This window comes from Sphingobacterium lactis (assembly GCF_051951495.1).
In the GTDB taxonomy this organism is placed as follows: domain Bacteria; phylum Bacteroidota; class Bacteroidia; order Sphingobacteriales; family Sphingobacteriaceae; genus Sphingobacterium; species Sphingobacterium lactis_A.
Map to the genome: position 1 here is coordinate 24,209 of NZ_JBNHAS010000003.1, position 16,986 is coordinate 41,194.

At 38.5% G+C, this 16,986-nt stretch carries 11 protein-coding genes; 4 read left to right on the forward strand and 7 right to left on the reverse strand.

The window, feature by feature from the left end; all coding sequences use genetic code 11:
* Position 1: 1 nt before the first annotated feature.
* Positions 2-3,901 (reverse strand): response regulator, encoded by a 3,900-nt coding sequence (locus ACP6L2_RS12170; RefSeq protein WP_440509625.1) that lies wholly within the window; start codon positions 3,899-3,901, stop codon positions 2-4.
* 228 nt (positions 3,902-4,129) lie between these two features.
* Between ACP6L2_RS12170 and ACP6L2_RS12175 the strand changes: the two genes are divergently transcribed.
* The 3 genes from ACP6L2_RS12175 to ACP6L2_RS12185 all read left to right on the forward strand — a co-directional run bounded on the left by ACP6L2_RS12175 (position 4,130) and on the right by ACP6L2_RS12185 (position 7,367).
* A complete protein-coding gene (locus tag ACP6L2_RS12175) occupies positions 4,130-4,978 on the forward strand; it encodes a 4-hydroxy-3-methylbut-2-enyl diphosphate reductase (protein WP_440509627.1) in 849 nt (282 codons plus the stop codon).
* 94 nt (positions 4,979-5,072) lie between these two features.
* Entirely contained in the window at positions 5,073-6,107 is a 1,035-nt protein-coding gene (hemH, locus tag ACP6L2_RS12180; protein ID WP_344675794.1) for a ferrochelatase, read from the forward strand.
* Positions 6,108-6,110: 3 nt separating this feature from the next.
* A complete protein-coding gene (locus tag ACP6L2_RS12185; protein WP_440509629.1) occupies positions 6,111-7,367 on the forward strand; it encodes a metallophosphoesterase in 1,257 nt (418 codons plus the stop codon).
* A 557-nt stretch (positions 7,368-7,924) separates the two neighbouring features.
* On the opposite strand, the gene ACP6L2_RS12190 is transcribed toward ACP6L2_RS12185, so the two are convergent.
* The 6 genes from ACP6L2_RS12190 to ACP6L2_RS12215 all read right to left on the reverse strand — a co-directional run bounded on the left by ACP6L2_RS12190 (position 7,925) and on the right by ACP6L2_RS12215 (position 16,301).
* Positions 7,925-8,977: a glutaminyl-peptide cyclotransferase gene (locus ACP6L2_RS12190; RefSeq protein ID WP_440509631.1), complete on the reverse strand. Its 1,053-nt coding sequence runs from the start codon at positions 8,975-8,977 to the stop codon at positions 7,925-7,927.
* 2 nt (positions 8,978-8,979) lie between these two features.
* Positions 8,980-9,333, reverse strand: a complete 354-nt coding sequence (locus tag ACP6L2_RS12195; protein WP_440509633.1) for a YraN family protein — start codon at positions 9,331-9,333, stop codon at positions 8,980-8,982.
* Positions 9,334-9,335: 2 nt separating this feature from the next.
* Positions 9,336-11,312 carry a DNA primase gene (dnaG, locus tag ACP6L2_RS12200; RefSeq protein ID WP_440509635.1) on the reverse strand — a complete coding sequence of 659 codons (1,977 nt, stop codon included), beginning with the start codon at positions 11,310-11,312 and terminating at the stop codon, positions 9,336-9,338.
* A gap of 201 nt (positions 11,313-11,513) precedes the next feature.
* The gene (locus tag ACP6L2_RS12205) at positions 11,514-13,442 is read right to left on the reverse strand and encodes a polysaccharide biosynthesis protein (RefSeq protein WP_440509637.1); all 1,929 of its coding nucleotides are present in this window, start codon (positions 13,440-13,442) and stop codon (positions 11,514-11,516) included.
* Between the two features lie 267 nt (positions 13,443-13,709).
* Positions 13,710-14,369, reverse strand: coding sequence for a DUF6266 family protein (locus ACP6L2_RS12210; RefSeq protein ID WP_440509639.1), 660 nt, complete (start codon positions 14,367-14,369; stop codon positions 13,710-13,712).
* Positions 14,370-15,053: 684 nt separating this feature from the next.
* Positions 15,054-16,301 carry a YaiO family outer membrane beta-barrel protein gene (locus ACP6L2_RS12215; protein WP_440509641.1) on the reverse strand — a complete coding sequence of 416 codons (1,248 nt, stop codon included), beginning with the start codon at positions 16,299-16,301 and terminating at the stop codon, positions 15,054-15,056.
* Positions 16,302-16,696: 395 nt separating this feature from the next.
* Here ACP6L2_RS12215 and ACP6L2_RS12220 point away from each other — a divergent pair, with 395 nt between their 5' ends.
* Positions 16,697-16,972, forward strand: a complete 276-nt coding sequence (locus tag ACP6L2_RS12220; RefSeq protein WP_440509643.1) for a helix-turn-helix domain-containing protein — start codon at positions 16,697-16,699, stop codon at positions 16,970-16,972.
* The last annotated feature ends 14 nt before the right edge of the window (positions 16,973-16,986 follow it).

Below are 16,986 nucleotides of genomic sequence, written 5' to 3' on the forward strand. Positions count from 1 at the left end.
TTTAATCTTTTAATGCTTTAAATAATGTAATTAATAAATCTATTTCTTTCTGTATAGCTGGCAATGCAGCATAGTCTTCCTCGCCTTGGAGGAACTTACTTTCCAATGCTGCTGTTAGTCGATTCAATTCACTAAGTCCGGCACTGCTGGATGTACCTTTGAGCTTGTGAAGCAGACGTTTAATTTCCTCCGCATCCTTTTTCCTCACTTGAGCATTCAAGTGCGCAGCTTGCTCATGGAGCTCATTTAAAATCAACCCAATAAACTGTTGCTTGAATTCTGGATCACCATCAGTGGCTTGATCCATAACGTCCATATCTAAATGGATGACCTCTGATTCTTCATCTTTCGGTTTAGTATAAACACCATTCAGTAGTTGTTTAATGGCTTTCTTAAATTCAGCTCGTTTAATTGGTTTTGTAAGGAAATCGTTCATACCAGCTTCAAGACTCTTCTCCCGTTCCCCTAACACATTCCCGGCTGTTATCCCTATGATAGGAACAGCCTCATAGCCTGAAAGTTTCCTGATCTTACGAGTGGCTTCCAAGCCATCCATGATAGGCATTTGAATATCCATTAGGATGAGATCAAAATGTTCTTTTGTACAAGCATCAACAGCCTCCAAACCATTTTCAACAGCCTTAGTAGTGCATGCTGGCAACAGGTGTTCAATTAAACGTACGTTAAGTGCCATATTTACGGTATTATCATCCGCCAATAGAATTTTAAAAGCTTCCTGACCAAAATCCTCATCAGCTAAGCTAATTTCTTCAGAATCCTCCTCTATTTTTGTTGGAGCATTTGGATGTCTGAAAATACGGTATAACTCTTCGGAGATAATTGGCTTTGCCAAACAGTGGCAATTTGGCTCCTGACAGAATCCTCCTATTTTTTCCCGATCTTCCGATGAGCTGTGCAGCACTAAGGTTGGCACCTTAGACCCTTCTTTCTGATAATATTCCCTTATTTTTTCAATGGTTTCTAATCCGGAAAGAATAGGCATTCTATAGTCCATTAAAATGGCATCAAATTGCTCACCTTTTGCCAATAATTGTAATGCTTCATAACCATTCTCCAAGGAAACAGATTCTACACCCTTATAGGCCATCATATGTTCCAAGATCATTCGGTTATTCTTATTGTCATCGACAATTAAAACCCGTTGTACTTGCAGGGTATCGGAATATTCTACCGATGATTCATAAGGGACTTCGATTTCAAAGGAGAAAGTAGAACCAGCTCCTACCTCACTCTTTAAAGCCAGCTTACTGCCCATATATCGAAGGATATTATTGGAAATAGTCAGTCCTAATCCTGTTCCGCCGTATCGTTTACTAACCGAACTATCCTCTTGTGTAAATGCATCAAATATGCGTTGTTGTTTTTCTTTAGGGATACCAATTCCTGTATCACGTACAGAGAAACGCAATTTTACAGATTCCTCATTAATACCAATCTGTTCAACACGTAATTCAATCTCACCCGTATCGGTAAACTTCACCGCATTGCCTAAGAGGTTAATTAAGATTTGCTTAATTCTACTTTCATCAACATAAATATAGGCAGGTAGGCCCGGTGCAATATTCAATAAAAGCTCAATCCCTTTGCTCTGCGCCTGGTAAAGAATAACATGTATAACTTGATTAACCAATTCATAAGGATCAAATCGGTCGATATAGAATTCCAATTTCCCAGATTCTATTTTTGAGAAATCAAGGATATCGTTGATAATAGCCAATAGATTTGTCCCCGATTCATGCACATAGGTCAGGTATTGTTGCTGCAATTCGTTTAAAGGAGTTTTCATCAGCAAGTCTGAAAAGCCTATTACCCCATTTAATGGCGTACGGATTTCATGGGACATATTGGCTAAAAACTCTGACTTTGCCTTACTCGCTAAATCAGCTGATTCTTTTGCCTGTTTTAGTTCTTCATTAAATGCAACTTGCTCTGTGATATTTTGGGTGAAAATAATGATACCACCAATTGATCCATCTGCTAATCGCCAAGGCCTTACTTCCCAATTAAAATACTGTTCCTCCGAATGGCTATCAATTTTTAGACGCTCATTGCTGTTCTTGTAAGGAATTCCTTTCAATGCACGTTCATAAATCTGTTTTCTTTCCATAGGTACATTAGGGAAAAGCTCATAAAGATTAAGCGGAAGTACTTGAGTAGTGCCTTGATGAAACTCATCAATCCATTGTTGGCTGATCGCTAAATAATCCAATTGATTATCAAACATGGCCACCGCAGCTGGAACATACTTGACAAAGGTCTGCAACATGGCTTCCTTCATTTGCAATTCCAAGTACATCTGCTTGCTTTGTTCTATATCTTGTATGATTCCAAAGACTCGCGTACATTCGCCATCTACTATTTCTGGAATCCCCTTAATGCGAACCCAGATTAACTCACCTGTTCCTTTGAGAAGTCTTAGCTCCAGATCATAGGGTTTACCAGATTTAATAGCTTGTTTAAAGCGATCTTTAATTAATACTGTTGTTTTCTCATCAAAGAAGCTAAAGGCATTGTCCATGTCGGGAATAAAGTCCATTGGAACCCCATGAATAATTTTAGTCGAATCAGACCAAAACAGGGTGTTATTCCTCAAATCAGCCTCCCAACCACCTACTTGAGCTACAGAGTTGGTTTGTTCTAGTAACTGTTTCGTTTGTAGCAGATCTTTTTCCAACCATATGCGGTCCGTAAGATTGGAAGCCGAGCTCATGACATATGGTCTGCCATTAGAATCTACCTCTAGAAAGTTATTGTATAGCCAATAGATACTTTGCCCATGCTTACTTTCCAGCACCATCATGCCACTATCTTCCCCATTCTCACGAATACGATCAAGATAAGGGTCTACTAAACTCTTATTGGCCTCTGGTACTAGATTACGTAAATTCAGCTGATGCACCTCATCAGCTTCATAGCCTAGCGTTTCTCTTCCTTTCTTATTGACTTCCAGAATATTCCCATTCAAGTCAAGCATGCTCATCAAGCCCATGCCATTTTCAAAGAAGTTCCTAAATTTCTGTTCAGAAAGCTCCAATTTTACTTTCTCTGCATTCTCTTGGGTAATATTCCGTCCAAAGGCAAATATCTCCTGGTGCAGTGGATCAGGTTTTAGGTGCCAATCTATGATGACTTCTTCTCCAGTTGACAACTTTGTTTTCGTCTTTAACTGTACACCCTGCTTATTATCCCGAATCGTATTTATTTTCTGAAGGAGTTTGCTGTTTTTAACTTTCAATAGCTCTGTGAATTCCAAACCAACGCATTCTTGGATACTGTGTTCCATTAGATTTGCAAAAGCCGGATTTACTTGCTTAATGCGATTATCATTGTCCAATACACAGATCATATTCTGTGTTACGGAAAGTATCTCTTGAAAATAATTGGCTTGTAATAATCGGCGCTTCGCTAAGAGCACCGAAACAACCGAATCAGCAAGTTTTTGTAAGGAAACTAATTGTTCAGAGCTAAGTTCTTTTGCTTCATAATCGACCACACAGAGTGTTCCTAAGGCGTGTCCACGTTCATCAAATAAGGCAACACCAGCATAAAATTGTATATGACCTGCTTGGATTAAGGGATTATGACGAGTGCGTTCATCCACAAATGTATCGGGGATCATCAAAGGGTCTGTACTCATTAGCGTGTATTGACAGACCGTATTTCTCCGTTCGACAGTCTCCAAATCCAAACCCACACAGCTTTGAATTCGCTGTGTATCTTCTTCCATAATAGCAATAATACTTGATGGACATCCCGTTAACTGGCATGCCAATTCAGCAAAAACATCCAAATCGGGCATTTTGCCTAATCCGATCAAACCGAAATTATATAATGCATCAAGACGGTCAGCCTCGTTCTGGGGAACAGGTTGAAATTCCATAGGTGTTTTTCTGGTAGCTAAAATGTAATTACGGTGAATATACGTATATTCTAAACTAAAATGTTTCAATAAAAACTATTTTAACTTTAAGTGTAATTATGAGAGTATAGTGTACTTTTTTTGAGATTGAGGATAGTACAACCATAGAATCCATGTCATAGAAAAGACAAAATAATTCAATGCGATTTGCATGATTCATGATCTCATCTAAATGCTTACCTTTGTGTTATGGCTATGAATTTGCAAGTTACAATCGATAAGGACTCCGGCTTTTGCTTTGGTGTGGTATATGCCATTGATATGGCTGAGGAAATCCTAGATCAAGAAGGTTACCTGTATTGTCTGGGTGATATTGTTCACAACGATGAAGAAGTTGCTCGACTGAAAGCCAAAGGATTACGCATCATTGCTCATGCTGATTTACAGGGATTACAAAATGAGAAAGTGTTGATCCGTGCTCATGGTGAAGCACCTGAAACATATAAAATAGCCCTTGAAAACAACATCACGCTAATCGATGCTTCTTGCCCCGTTGTACTGAAACTTCAGAATAGAATTAAGACCTCTCATGATGATGAGGAGAAGATCTTAATTTTCGGAAAACATGGGCATGCTGAGGTAATAGGATTGCAAGGACAAACCAACAATGAAGCACTCGTTTTTCAAGATTTGGAAGAGCTTGATCATGTCGACCTTCCTGCGAAATTCACCCTATATAGCCAAACAACGAAAAGTGTAGATCGTTTTTATGCCATTAAAGATGAGCTATTGAAACGTGGTTATGAGGTAAAAGCCAATGATACCATCTGTCGACAGGTATCCAATCGTTACGAAGACTTAGGAAGCTTTGCTAAGCAATATGATAAGATTGTATTTGTTTCTGGAAAGAAATCTTCCAATGGCAAAGTCTTATTCGATGTTTGTAAACAGGTCAACCCAAACACGTATTTTATTTCTGATCCGGCAGAATTATCTGAAAATCTGTTTGCGGAGAATGAAACCGTAGGGATATGTGGTGCTACATCTACCCCTATGTGGTTAATGAAGAAGGTAAAAGAAGCTATAGAATCCTATTAATAGTCATCCGAATTTAAAAATAACCTATTCCAAGCCTTGAAATCAAGGCTTTAGACAATTAAGCTGTAAATAATATATTACTTTTGTATTTAGTATGAGTAAAAAAGCTAAAAAGGCTGTGCTGTTGGTGCAACTTGGAACGCCTAATGCACCAAACACAAGTGAAGTGCGGAAATATCTTACCGAGTTTTTAATGGATCCACGCGTAATGGACATCCCTTATGTATCGAGAACCTTATTGGTAAAAGGCATTATCGTCCCTCGTAGAGCCTCCAAATCCGCTCATACCTATTCCACCATCTGGGACAAAGAAACTGGCTCTCCGCTGATGTATTACAGCGAGATTCAAAGGGATTTACTACAAGAGTCTCTTGGTGAGGAGTACCATGTGGAATTGGCCATGCGTTATCAGGAACCTTCTATTGCTAAGGCGATGAAGAAGCTGGAAGGTATGTTTTTAGAATCGCTTACCGTCATCCCTTTATTCCCACAATATGCTTCTGCAACTTCAGGCTCAGTTATTGACCGTGTTATGGAAGTTATGCGCAGTTGGCAATACTTTCCAAAGCTACAGTTCGTTAGTAGTTATTGTGAGGACCCACTGATGATTGATGTGTTTGCTGAAAATGCACAGAAGCACGATTTAGCATCTTATGATCATTTCTTATTCAGCTATCATGGACTTCCAGTTAGACAGTTAGGGAAAGTAGATCCAAGCAAACAATTGACCTGTCCAGACTTTGGCTGTGATTCTTGTAAGCAAGATGTTAAGCCATATTGTTATTTGTCGCAATGTTATGCTACAACTCGGGCATTGGTAAAAAAATTAAATATTCCCGAAGGTAAATATTCGGTTTGTTTTCAATCAAGATTAGGTAAAACCCCTTGGATACAACCTTATACTTCGGACACACTACATAACTTGGCTAAAGAGGGCAAGAAAAAACTATTGGTATTCTCACCTGCTTTTGTGGCGGATTGTATTGAGACCTTGGATGAAATCCAAGTCGAGTATGCCAATGAATTTAAAGAAATGGGCGGTGAAGAGGTCCATATGGTAGAAAGCTTGAACACACATCCAAAATGGATACAAGCATTGAAGAAGATGGTGTTGGAAAATGGAAATTAGCAGATGTTAAAATTAAACGCAGTTATATTATTCTTATTGGACTTTTATATATTCTTTGCCCTGCGGGCAACGAACATTAAGTTCATGCGTACGAAGTGGTTTACTTTTCTTTGGTGGGGTTACTCCATTGCGCTATTGGTGGGATTATTTATCTCTTTTCAATATTCCATTCCTTTAGCTATAAGGTCAATCATCTTAGTCGCTTTCTTCATAACTGCTGTTAGTAAATTTATCTATGCTGTAGTTTTAATCGTTGATGATTTACGCCGAGGTGGTATATGGGTCTCACGATTGTTTTCAAACAAAAAGGGGCAAAATCTCGAAGAAAAGCTTGAAGAATTAGAGAAACCACTTCCTGAAGTACCTAAGAAAGGTATTTCAAGATCTGATTTTCTTTTAAAATCCGGAATAGTAGTAGCTGCTCTACCAATGCTACCTTTAGCATGGGGTGTCATTTCAACGGCGTATGATTACCGTATTAGACGTCAAAAGCTGGTTCTACCTAATCTACCGAAAGCCTTTCACGGCATGAAGATCGGACAGATATCCGATGTGCATTCAGGATCTTTTTTTAACAAAAAAGCCGTATTAGGTGGTGTAGAAATGTTGTTGAAAGAGAAACCGGATGTCATTTTCTTCACAGGAGATTTAGTAAATAACGTCGCATCAGAGATGCGCGACTATCAAGATATATTTAGCAAGGTTCAAGCTCCTCTAGGTGTGTATTCTACTTTAGGAAACCACGATTATGGGGATTATTACTTCGGCCCAACGGACTCGCCTGCAAAGCGTAAGAATTTGCAAGATCTGATTGAAACTCATAAGGTAATGGGCTGGGATCTATTGATGGATGAAAACCGCAAGCTTAAGGTCGGCAATGAGGAAATTTCCATTGTAGGAGTACAGAATTGGGGAACCGGAAGATTCCCTAAAAAAGGAGATCTACAAAAAGCCTTATTAGGAACTGAAGAACAAGCTGTGAAATTGTTATTATCACATGACCCATCACATTGGCGAGCACAAGTATTGGATACAGATATTGATGCTATGTTTGCCGGACATACGCACGGTATGCAATTTGGTGTGCGTGGCGAAAACTTCCAATGGAGTCCTGCAAAATACATCTACAAAGAATGGGCAGGCCTTTATAAAGAAGGAAATTCACAATTATACGTTAATACCGGGTATGGTTTCCTTGGCTATCCAGGCCGCGTAGGAATAGCTCCGGAGATCACTATTTTTGAGCTGGTAAGTGGGTAAGCCCTGCGGGCAGTAGTTAGAATGAGACATCAGACACAAGACAACAGATAACAGAGGTATTCTATTTACAACTCAGAGCAGAGCGAAGAGTCTGAGCCCTTCGGGCAGTATTTAGTCGATAGTATTTAGATAAAAGACATCAGACACAAGACAACAGAGGTTTTTCTATTTACAGATCAGAGCAAATTATTATTCTTTAATACCCAAAACCGTATGGTCATTGAATGCTTCGACTGTTAAAAAACACGCATCTTATAGCTCAATTCTAACAAACTATCTAGATAGTACGCTAGGTAGGGGCGGTACTAAGTGAGTTTAAGGAAAGGGATTTATTCCCAACGAAAACGAACGGAATGTCCGCCTGTTTTTCAAAAAATATTTCTACACAGGGTTTATTGTGATTCGAATTTAGCTGGCGATGCATGCATCGCCCCCACCTACAATCGTGATTTTATTATTTTTATTACCCAAAACCGTATGGTCATTGAATGCTTCGACCGTTAAAAAACTCACATCTCAAATCTAACAGCGCAGCGATCTCATATCTAACATCTCTCTTACCGCTCATTCAAGCGGATTTCGTACAATTTGGTCCAGTCTTTACCGGTTACTAACAATGTTTTGGAATCTGTCTTATAGGCTACACCATTCATTTCATTGCCAGTTGAGGCTCTTTTGCCATCATATAAGCCAACAAAATTAACTTTTCCTTCTACGATGCCTGTGTTTGGATCAATGATGATCATTTCATCACGATCTGAATGGTATAGGTTAGCATATACTTTGCCATCAATAAACTCGAGCTCATTGATTGCATCCACCGTACCGTTATCATCATAGATGACAATTGAGCCTGTTTCCTTAAGGGTAACTGGATCCAAGAAGTAAAGCTTATTGGAGCCATCTGATTTAATGAAACGAGTTCCATCATGTGTTAATCCCCAGCCTTCCTTGCTCTCTTGATAAGCGAAAGTATTCAGTTGTTTAAAGCTCGCTTTATCAAATACAAGACCTTTCATATCTTCCCATGTCAGCATATAGATTCTATCACCTACGACGGTCATCCCTTCGCCGAAGCTATTTCCATCTAGATCATGTTTCAATAAAACCTTGCCTGTTTTTAAATCCACCTTACGCAGAGATGAGCGTCCTTGCATACCGGTAGATTCATATAAAACACCATTATCGTAATATAACCCTTGGGTAAATGCGGTGGAGTCATGAGGGAAGGTATTGATTACTTCGAAAGCATAGGTTTTAGGCGCTGGAGGTACAATCAGTAACTCACTATAAGCCATATCTTCTTTTCCAGCAGCATATATTTTTGCAGAAAGACGTTTGCTGCCGTAGCCAATATTATTGGAATCAAATAGTACTGAACTTGTATCTGTTTTGGTTTCAAAAACTTCTCCATCTATCGCATATACAACAGAATCTAAGGTTGCATCGGGGAAATTCAGTTTAACCTGAACCTTTTCACCTTTTAACACTTTACTTCCGGTAGTAGGGCTAACAAATTCTAATTTTCCTTTTTGCGATTTACAACCTGCTACAAACAGCATAGGTAGTAATAACAAAGAAATTCCAGTAATCTTTAAACTTATTTTCATATTTAATAGTTCCAAAAAGCGTCTTTTATATATTGTATTCTATTAGCCACGAAGGCAATTAAATCAAATCTTACTTCACCTTGATGAGGATTTATCTGTAGGTATGCTTCGGCTGCTCGTGTTAATCTTTCTTGTTTTTCCAAGCTCAGCAATTGCTTTGTATCTACAAAAGTATCTTTACTTCTAGCCTTAACTTCCACAAAGACCAATACCTCACCCTCCAATGCAATTAAATCAATTTCCAATTGCTTATATCGCCAGTTTTCAGCTAGTATTTGCAAGCCTTGACTTTGTAGAAACAAACGTGCCATTTCCTCAGCTGCTTTCCCCGACTGATTACTCGAAGAAGCATCCATATTTATTTCACAATGGTATTCCCTAGAAACCCAGCCAACAGCTTCTCCCCCTCTTTGAGTTTCTGGTATTTACTCAACAAAATAGCTAATTCATCTGCATCTGTAATATTTTTCATCTCTTCGCGAATGCCTGCCATTTGTTGTTCAATTTTATTCTTTTTCATCCGGAAAATCAACTGATTTACCAAATCTTTTAGCTGATCCTTTTCCTCTGGGACAAAGATTTTCCGCTTATCATCATTCCAATTCGGACTGATATCGTATTTACTAGCCAAGCTGTCAACCGCTAAAGTAGCAACTTCCGAGTTACTGTTGCTGAAGAAAAACTTAGCCTCAGGCACTTGGTAGTCCAGAGCTTGCTTCTTAAACTCATCCACAATCAGTTTACAAGCAGAATCTACCAGATCCACATCTTCTAAACTTGCCAATAAAAAAGGTGCTACAGGGATATCGCCATCGCCTTCCCAAGTTACAAGTTCCCTACCGTAGTTCAGCAGTACCCGAACCAATTCCCTTTCCATCAGAATTTCAGATGATATCTGCTTAGGCGCCTCAGGCAATGCAATACCTTCCGCTTGCATAGCAGCCAACATTTCCGCAGGAATAAACTCATCCAATGCAGGTGCTGAGGCAGCAGCAGATTGTGTAGCTTCTTTCCTGTCTTTAGCCTTTGCTTTATCTAAGCGAATCTTATTGAGCTCAGTTAACAAAACCCGCTCCTCGATATCCAAGAGTCCACTACATTGTTTAATATAGACCGAAACCTTGATTTCATCTGGTATTAAAGCAATACTTTGAACCACCTCTCGAATGACCTCTGCACGTTTTATAGGATCTCCATTGGTATCCTTTAAGAGTATATTTGTCTTATAAAAGACAAAATCTTCCTGATTATTTTTTAAATATTCATGAAAGGCTGAAGCACCAAATTTCTGTATATAGGAGTCAGGGTCATTCCCATCAGGGAACAGGAGAACTTTAACATTAAGCCCCTCTTCCAAAAGCATATCTGTTCCTCGAAGAGAAGCTTTAATACCTGCGGCATCTCCATCATAAAGAATCACCACCTGTTTGGTATAACGAGAAATCAATTTTATTTGACCCGAAGTTAGTGAAGTACCAGAAGAAGAAACCACATTCTCTACTCCAGCTTGATGGCAGGATAACACATCTGCATAACCCTCCACCAAATAACAGACATCATGATCCATGATGGCCTTTTTCGCCAAGTGCAATCCATACAGAACATTTGACTTATGGTAAATCTCCGACTCTGGAGAATTGACATATTTGGGAACAGTCTTTTCCGTTTTTAATGTCCGTCCACCAAAACCTATGACACGACCTGTGAGATTATGAATAGGAAAGATTACTCGACCTCTAAATCGGTCATAAATAGATTTATCATCCTTTTCAATAGCAAGGCCAATATCAACCAAATATTCCTTACTGAACCCTTCTTCCTGAGCTCTATCTGTTAAACCGTTCCATGCTTCGGGTGAATAGCCTAAATCGAACTTCTTAATGATATCCTCGCGGTATCCTCTTTCTAGAAAATAACTTAATCCTATGGAACGCCCCAAATCCGTTTCCCAAAGTTGCTCTTTGAAAAACTTGGAAGCCCATTGATTAAGAACATAAAGGCTTTCTCTTTTATCTTGAGCAGCCATCTGCTCCGGTGATCGCTCAACCTCTTCAATGGGAATATTGTACTTGTTCGCTAAATAACGAATCGCCTCCGGATAAGGATATTTCTCATGCTCCATTACGAATTTTAGCGAATCCCCACCGGCACCACATCCAAAGCATTTGTAAATCCCCTTTGAAACAGAGACATGAAAAGATGGAGTCTTTTCATTGTGAAAAGGACAATTCCCAATTAGGGAAGTCCCTCTTTTCTTCAAATCCACGAAATCCCCTACCACCTCCTCTATTCGAGCAGTATCCAGTACTTTTTCTATCGTTTCTTTTTTAATCAATGATCCAATCTCCTTTTTACAAATGTAATGATTTCGAAATAGAGATAAGCCAATCCTTAGGGTAGAATTCAGATTCTAACCGTTTAATTAAAATTGAATTCTTTCCAAATCAGCAGTCCCATTACATCCCTCTTCAATCAAAAAAGGCCCCTTTATTTTAAAAGGAGCCTCTAATTAAATTCTATATTTCTTATTATCGAATTAACCTACTTGTTGTGCCTTATCCAACTGCGCAAAAACTGAATTCTTTGAAATGTATTCAGGTACAATTTCCTTCAACAGCTCTACCAATAACATCGGGTTATGGTCACCTGCTTGTTTAGATACGATTGCACATAAGGCTTCGATTTTTTCCCTTTTATGATCTACCTCATCGGTATTTACACGGGCAATCATAATCTTCTCATGGTGGGTTTTGGTGGTATTTTCATTATCTGCCAATAGCTCTTCAAAGATCTTTTCTCCAGGACGAAGGCCTGTTACAGCAATACTAATATCTTCTGGATACTTATAACCTTTTAAACGAATCATACGAATAGCCAAATCCATGATTTTAACAGGTTGGCCCATATCGAATACATAGATCTCACCACCTTTACCCATTACTGCAGCCTCTTGTACTAACTGACAAGCCTCGGGTATGGTCATAAAATAACGCGTAATATCCTGATGTGTTACCGTCAATGGTCCTCCACGCTTCAATTGTTTTTCAAACAAAGGGATAACGGAGCCATTGGATCCCAAAACATTTCCAAAACGAGTAACGATAAAATTCGTCTTACTGTATTTGCTTAAGCCTGACACGTAAATTTCTGCTGCCCGCTTGGTAGCACCCATTACATTCGTAGGGTTAACAGCTTTATCCGTAGACACCATGACGAATTTCTCCACGCCATATTTATCCGCCATATCAGCCAAGTTTTTGGAACCCCAAATATTAGTTAATATGGATTCATATGGATTTTGCTCCATCAATGGAACATGCTTATAGGCTGCTGCATGGAAGACAATTTGCGGGCGATACTGTTCAAAAATGGAATCCATAAAATGACGATCTCGAACATTCCCTACCATAAACAATACATCTTTATGACAAGATGCTTTTAGTTCCTGTTGCACATCATATAGCGCTGATTCCGCTTGATCTACAATAATTAATTTATCGAAATCTGTGTAGCTGATTTGTCTAACCAATTCTGAACCAATAGAACCTGCGCCCCCTGTCACCAAGATAATCTTCTCACGGAACATCTCATGAATAACAGGATTCTCTAATTTAATGGCTTCGCGACCTAATAAATCATCAATTTTCAAGGTTCTCAATTGTCGAGTAGCTACATTTCCACTCAGCATTCTTGCCGAAGTAGGCATGATCTTTAATTTCACAGGTAATGGTTCAATCTGCGATGATATACGCGAAAGACGATCCTTGTTATTATCATCCAGAGCTATGATAATACTTTCAACCTTTAAATTCCGAACATATTCCTCCGTAAGGTCCTTCATGTCCAAAATCTTATAGCCATTGATTAATTTACCTATGCGTCCCGGATTATCATCTGCAAAAGCAACTACCTTTACTTTTCTGCGAACATCATTACGCAATAGGTTCAATGTAATAGTCCCCATATTTCCAGCCCCAAAGATCAACACATTTTCAACCTCACGTCCACCGAAAAAGAAACTTTCATATATGGTCCTATAAAACACACGAGCAGCTACTAAACATACGATAGTAAAAAATGCATGTGTAAATAAAACCGCATAGGATAATCGAAAATATTGTCCAGCAACACTTAACTCTTCAAAATTTTGACGGATAATAAAAGCTAAGAACATCAAAGAGATCCAAGCTACAGCAACCGCTTTAAAAATCCCCCAAGCATCTCTGAATCCCGTTTGTCGAATTATACCTCTATAAGTCCTAAAGTATAGAAAGGATAAGTAATAGAAGGCTGAAACCACTAGAGCTTTTTTGACCATTAAACTGGTATCAAACTTCCCGTTAAAGCTATTGATAACAAAATTGGAAAGGAAATAACAAAAAAGTACAATCAGTAAATCAATTAGTAATATCACCCACCTAGGGCTATCTTTTCGGAAATATCTTTTCAGAACGGTCTTATCCATTTTGTGTTTTTTTCAGTAAAATGCTTTTGGAGTCGAGCTTAGATCGCATTCAATCACCAGCATGAACTTAAACAAAGTTGATGCCATATTGCACTAGATATTCGAATCCAAATTAATTAATTAGTATGTAGGATATCCTTCACTCGGAACTCCTTGCACAAAAGTAAAATATAATTCGACTAGAAATAGAACGAAAATTAAATTGTTTAAAATTTAATATGTTATTAACATAAGGGGAAGATTTTTATCCTCCCCTTAATTACCTTACTAGACAGTCTTAGGTGCAGTATAAGGCTCTAAATTCACCAAATACATGCTATCTGAATTTGCATCCAGCGCGGCATTTCGTACAAATACCCAACCACTTATGAGTGCATCTTGCATATCTGTCGGAACATCAATTTCAAAAGATTCATCTTTTCTTTTACCTCCCTCATAGAATTCAAAACGATTCTTTTGGATATGGTAAAGAACAACGACCAGACTATCTTCTTCATCATTTCTTCCGAAGAACGGTGTATATTCCCAAATAAGCTTCACTTTCTTGACTCCATTTCTTTCCCATTTCAAATTTCCCAATTTGCGCAATGGTCCTTCGCTGATTGAAAATTCGTTGAATTCAACTTTATAGTTAGGAAACTCCCCAGACACACCTGATAAAAGTAATTGCTGTACAGCTTCCGCGTAGTTCGTAGAACGGCTAAGATGTCTGCCCTGGAATCCAAAATTCAAAAGGCCATCTAATTGCTTTAATGTCTTGGTGACAAATTGAAACTTTTTTCTCTGCATCAATTGCTTGGTACTGGCTTTTCGCTTGATACGCTTAGGCAATGCTCGGATGACTTGAATACCACGCCATGATGAACCTACTACTGAACCGGTTTTTCCGTGAAAACCTCCTAAAATACCTTGATGAATTACACCCATTTTTCTGTTTTTTAATGTTAAATAATCACGCCTGCAGTGCGTTTGTTCCTGATATCTATACGAATGTAAAACAGATTTAGGGATGCAAAAAATGCCTGAAAGAACCTGACATGAAATGAGAATAATTGATAGGGGGTGGTAGATGAGATAATAGATAACAGATAATAGACAACAGATAACAGATAATAGACACAGATTGGGGAAAATACTAGATGGCGGGCGATGCATGCATCGCCCCTACAAACAATCGTGATTTTATTAATGCTTATGACCAATAACCGTAGGGTCGAAGCATGCTTCGACCGCAGCTGTTCGATATTAAATTCGAAAAAGAATCGGTAGGCGTTTTTATCGCGGGCGATGCATGCATCGCCCCTACAAACAATCGTGATTTTATTGTTCTAATCCACCATAACTGTAGGGTCGAAGCATGCTTCGACCGCATAATAAAAAATAAAAAAACTCAAATTATTGTACAGTCGAAAGTTCACTCAGCTAGCTTCGTGATGACGGGATCTGGGGGGGGGAGAGAAATGAGACTCTTCGCTTCGCTCTGAGTGGCAAATCCTATCCCGCCAATAGGTCTTTCTACAGTTGAGACACCAGATAATAGACACCAGAAGACAGACTTTGCAATGTCTTTTGTCTGTTGTCTTTTGTCTAACAGCGTAGCGGTCTCAATCCTCAAAACCTCCTTTTATACCCCAATGTAAAATCCACCTGATTATCTTTGGTTTGTGGTCTGTATTCAACATTGTAATATGTAGCGGAAATATTGAACAGATTTTTATTTTTTAGGGAGAAATTATAATCCAATCCTGTTTTAAAGGTTTTTAGTTTATACGGACTTTCAGTCCAGAGGTTCTCTCGATTTTCCTCAGGGCTAATACCTGTGCCTATTACGAAGCCTAGGTAATCATCGGCACCTTGGGTATAGTAGCGGGCCGTAGCGGCATAGGAATGCGAAATTTGGCTATCACCAGGGGTGAGGTAGGTACGGGCATTAAACCAAAAGTTCTTATAATATTTTCCAACAGATGCGGTATAGATCCAAACATGATCACTGAACTTCAATTGTCTAAAACCTACTTCAGCCTCAAAGCTAGCCGGAAGGTTCGCATATAAAGAAGCGCCGGTACGGTAATTCGGAAAGACACCCACATTATCAGAATAGCCAGCACCTAAATACATATAGAATAATTTAGATAAGCGCGGATAAGCTTCTACTTCGAATTGCACCCCATTACTCGCGAATTTGTTCGCAAAGTTCGTTTTAAAGATCAGGGATCCAAGTTTAGTGCCCTGCTTGTAGCTCAAACCAAGGATATGCCAATTATCAGCAAATTGCTGGTCAAAGTATAGGAAATTATAGGATAAGCCGATCTCACGATCTCCCGATTGATTCTTTAGTCTATTCCACAAATCCCGAGCTTCTGAATTAGTCGGTTCATCTTCCAGAATGGTCTTAACAATATCCTGGGCTGTTGTGTACTGCCCTTGACTATTTAGGATCTTGGCTTTCAACATGCGCAATTCCATGGATTTTGGAGAGTAAGCCAAACCCTTATTTACTATCTCCAGTGCTTTCCCCTCTTGATCTTCCCAATATTCCAATGAAGCATAGGCTAGGTGAAAGTCAGCATCTTGAACCTGTCTAAGTTCCAATTGTTGAAAAACCATACGTGCAGAATCTACCGCATCCATCCATGTATAAAGTCGACCTAAGAAGACTTGAATATCCGTATACTCTGGACTACGTGCTAAGGCTTGTTTGGAAAGCTGAACGGCCTTAGGATAATCCTTTTGATCAAATGCAGTTTTTCGTGCTAATGCAAAAAGCTGATCCGAATCCAAATCCTGTGCATTTATGCTGATCGGTTGAAAGAATAAAAAAGCCAATACGCCCAATAAAGTTTTGATGTGGAGCTTCATAGGTAAAATAGATAGATTGTGCCAAAGATAAGACTTAGTCCGTAGATGGAAGAAGGATAAAAGCTGGTTTTAAGATTTTTTATGAGTAGATAGTAAGGTTCCGAATCCAATTTCTTTCATTTTTTAATAGCAAATTAGAAAATCGACCAAAATCCTCTAAATTTTATAAGCATTATTTTTCAATAAATTGCTAATGGAAACCATTCTTAAAAAAAAGATAAATAAATATTAACGATTTATTATTTCTCAATCTATTTTCTATTTAATTTAACATAGCTATTTTTGATTAAAATGTTAAATACATGGTTAAAAACTTAAAGAATATCAGAGGTATGAATTCAACTAACCAAGAATCCGAAATGTATCGGAAAACATTAATCAAAATTTACGGTCAAATGAGTAGACATCTAAACGTGATGGAAGAGATTTTAAAACAACTCGCCATCAAAAACAAAAGTTCAGAAGACAAAGAGAATTTCGACCCCTTCGGTGAAGGAGCCACTATGGAACTCTTAGACGCTAATGATGTGATGAAAATCCTAAAGATTAGCCAAAGTACCTATTACCGTTTAGTTAAAACAGGCGTACTTAAACCCATTGTTATTGGAAGAAGACATTACTACAGCAAGCAACAGGTTGAAGGAATGTTAAAAAGTAGAATGAAAAGATAGGTATATCTATTTCA

Excerpts from the sequence above, each read along its gene's own strand:
- ACP6L2_RS12170 (WP_440509625.1), bottom strand. The coding sequence starts at position 3,901 with ATGGAATTTCAACCTGTTCCCCAGAACGAGGCTGACCGTCTTGATGCA.
- ACP6L2_RS12175 (WP_440509627.1), top strand. The coding sequence starts at position 4,130 with ATGGCTATGAATTTGCAAGTTACAATCGATAAGGACTCCGGCTTTTGC.
- hemH (WP_344675794.1), top strand. The coding sequence starts at position 5,073 with ATGAGTAAAAAAGCTAAAAAGGCTGTGCTGTTGGTGCAACTTGGAACG.
- ACP6L2_RS12185 (WP_440509629.1), top strand. The coding sequence starts at position 6,111 with ATGTTAAAATTAAACGCAGTTATATTATTCTTATTGGACTTTTATATA.
- ACP6L2_RS12190 (WP_440509631.1), bottom strand. The coding sequence starts at position 8,977 with ATGAAAATAAGTTTAAAGATTACTGGAATTTCTTTGTTATTACTACCT.
- ACP6L2_RS12195 (WP_440509633.1), bottom strand. The coding sequence starts at position 9,333 with ATGGATGCTTCTTCGAGTAATCAGTCGGGGAAAGCAGCTGAGGAAATG.
- ACP6L2_RS12205 (WP_440509637.1), bottom strand. The coding sequence starts at position 13,442 with ATGGATAAGACCGTTCTGAAAAGATATTTCCGAAAAGATAGCCCTAGG.
- ACP6L2_RS12210 (WP_440509639.1), bottom strand. The coding sequence starts at position 14,369 with ATGGGTGTAATTCATCAAGGTATTTTAGGAGGTTTTCACGGAAAAACC.
- ACP6L2_RS12215 (WP_440509641.1), bottom strand. The coding sequence starts at position 16,301 with ATGAAGCTCCACATCAAAACTTTATTGGGCGTATTGGCTTTTTTATTC.
- ACP6L2_RS12220 (WP_440509643.1), top strand. The coding sequence starts at position 16,697 with ATGAGTAGACATCTAAACGTGATGGAAGAGATTTTAAAACAACTCGCC.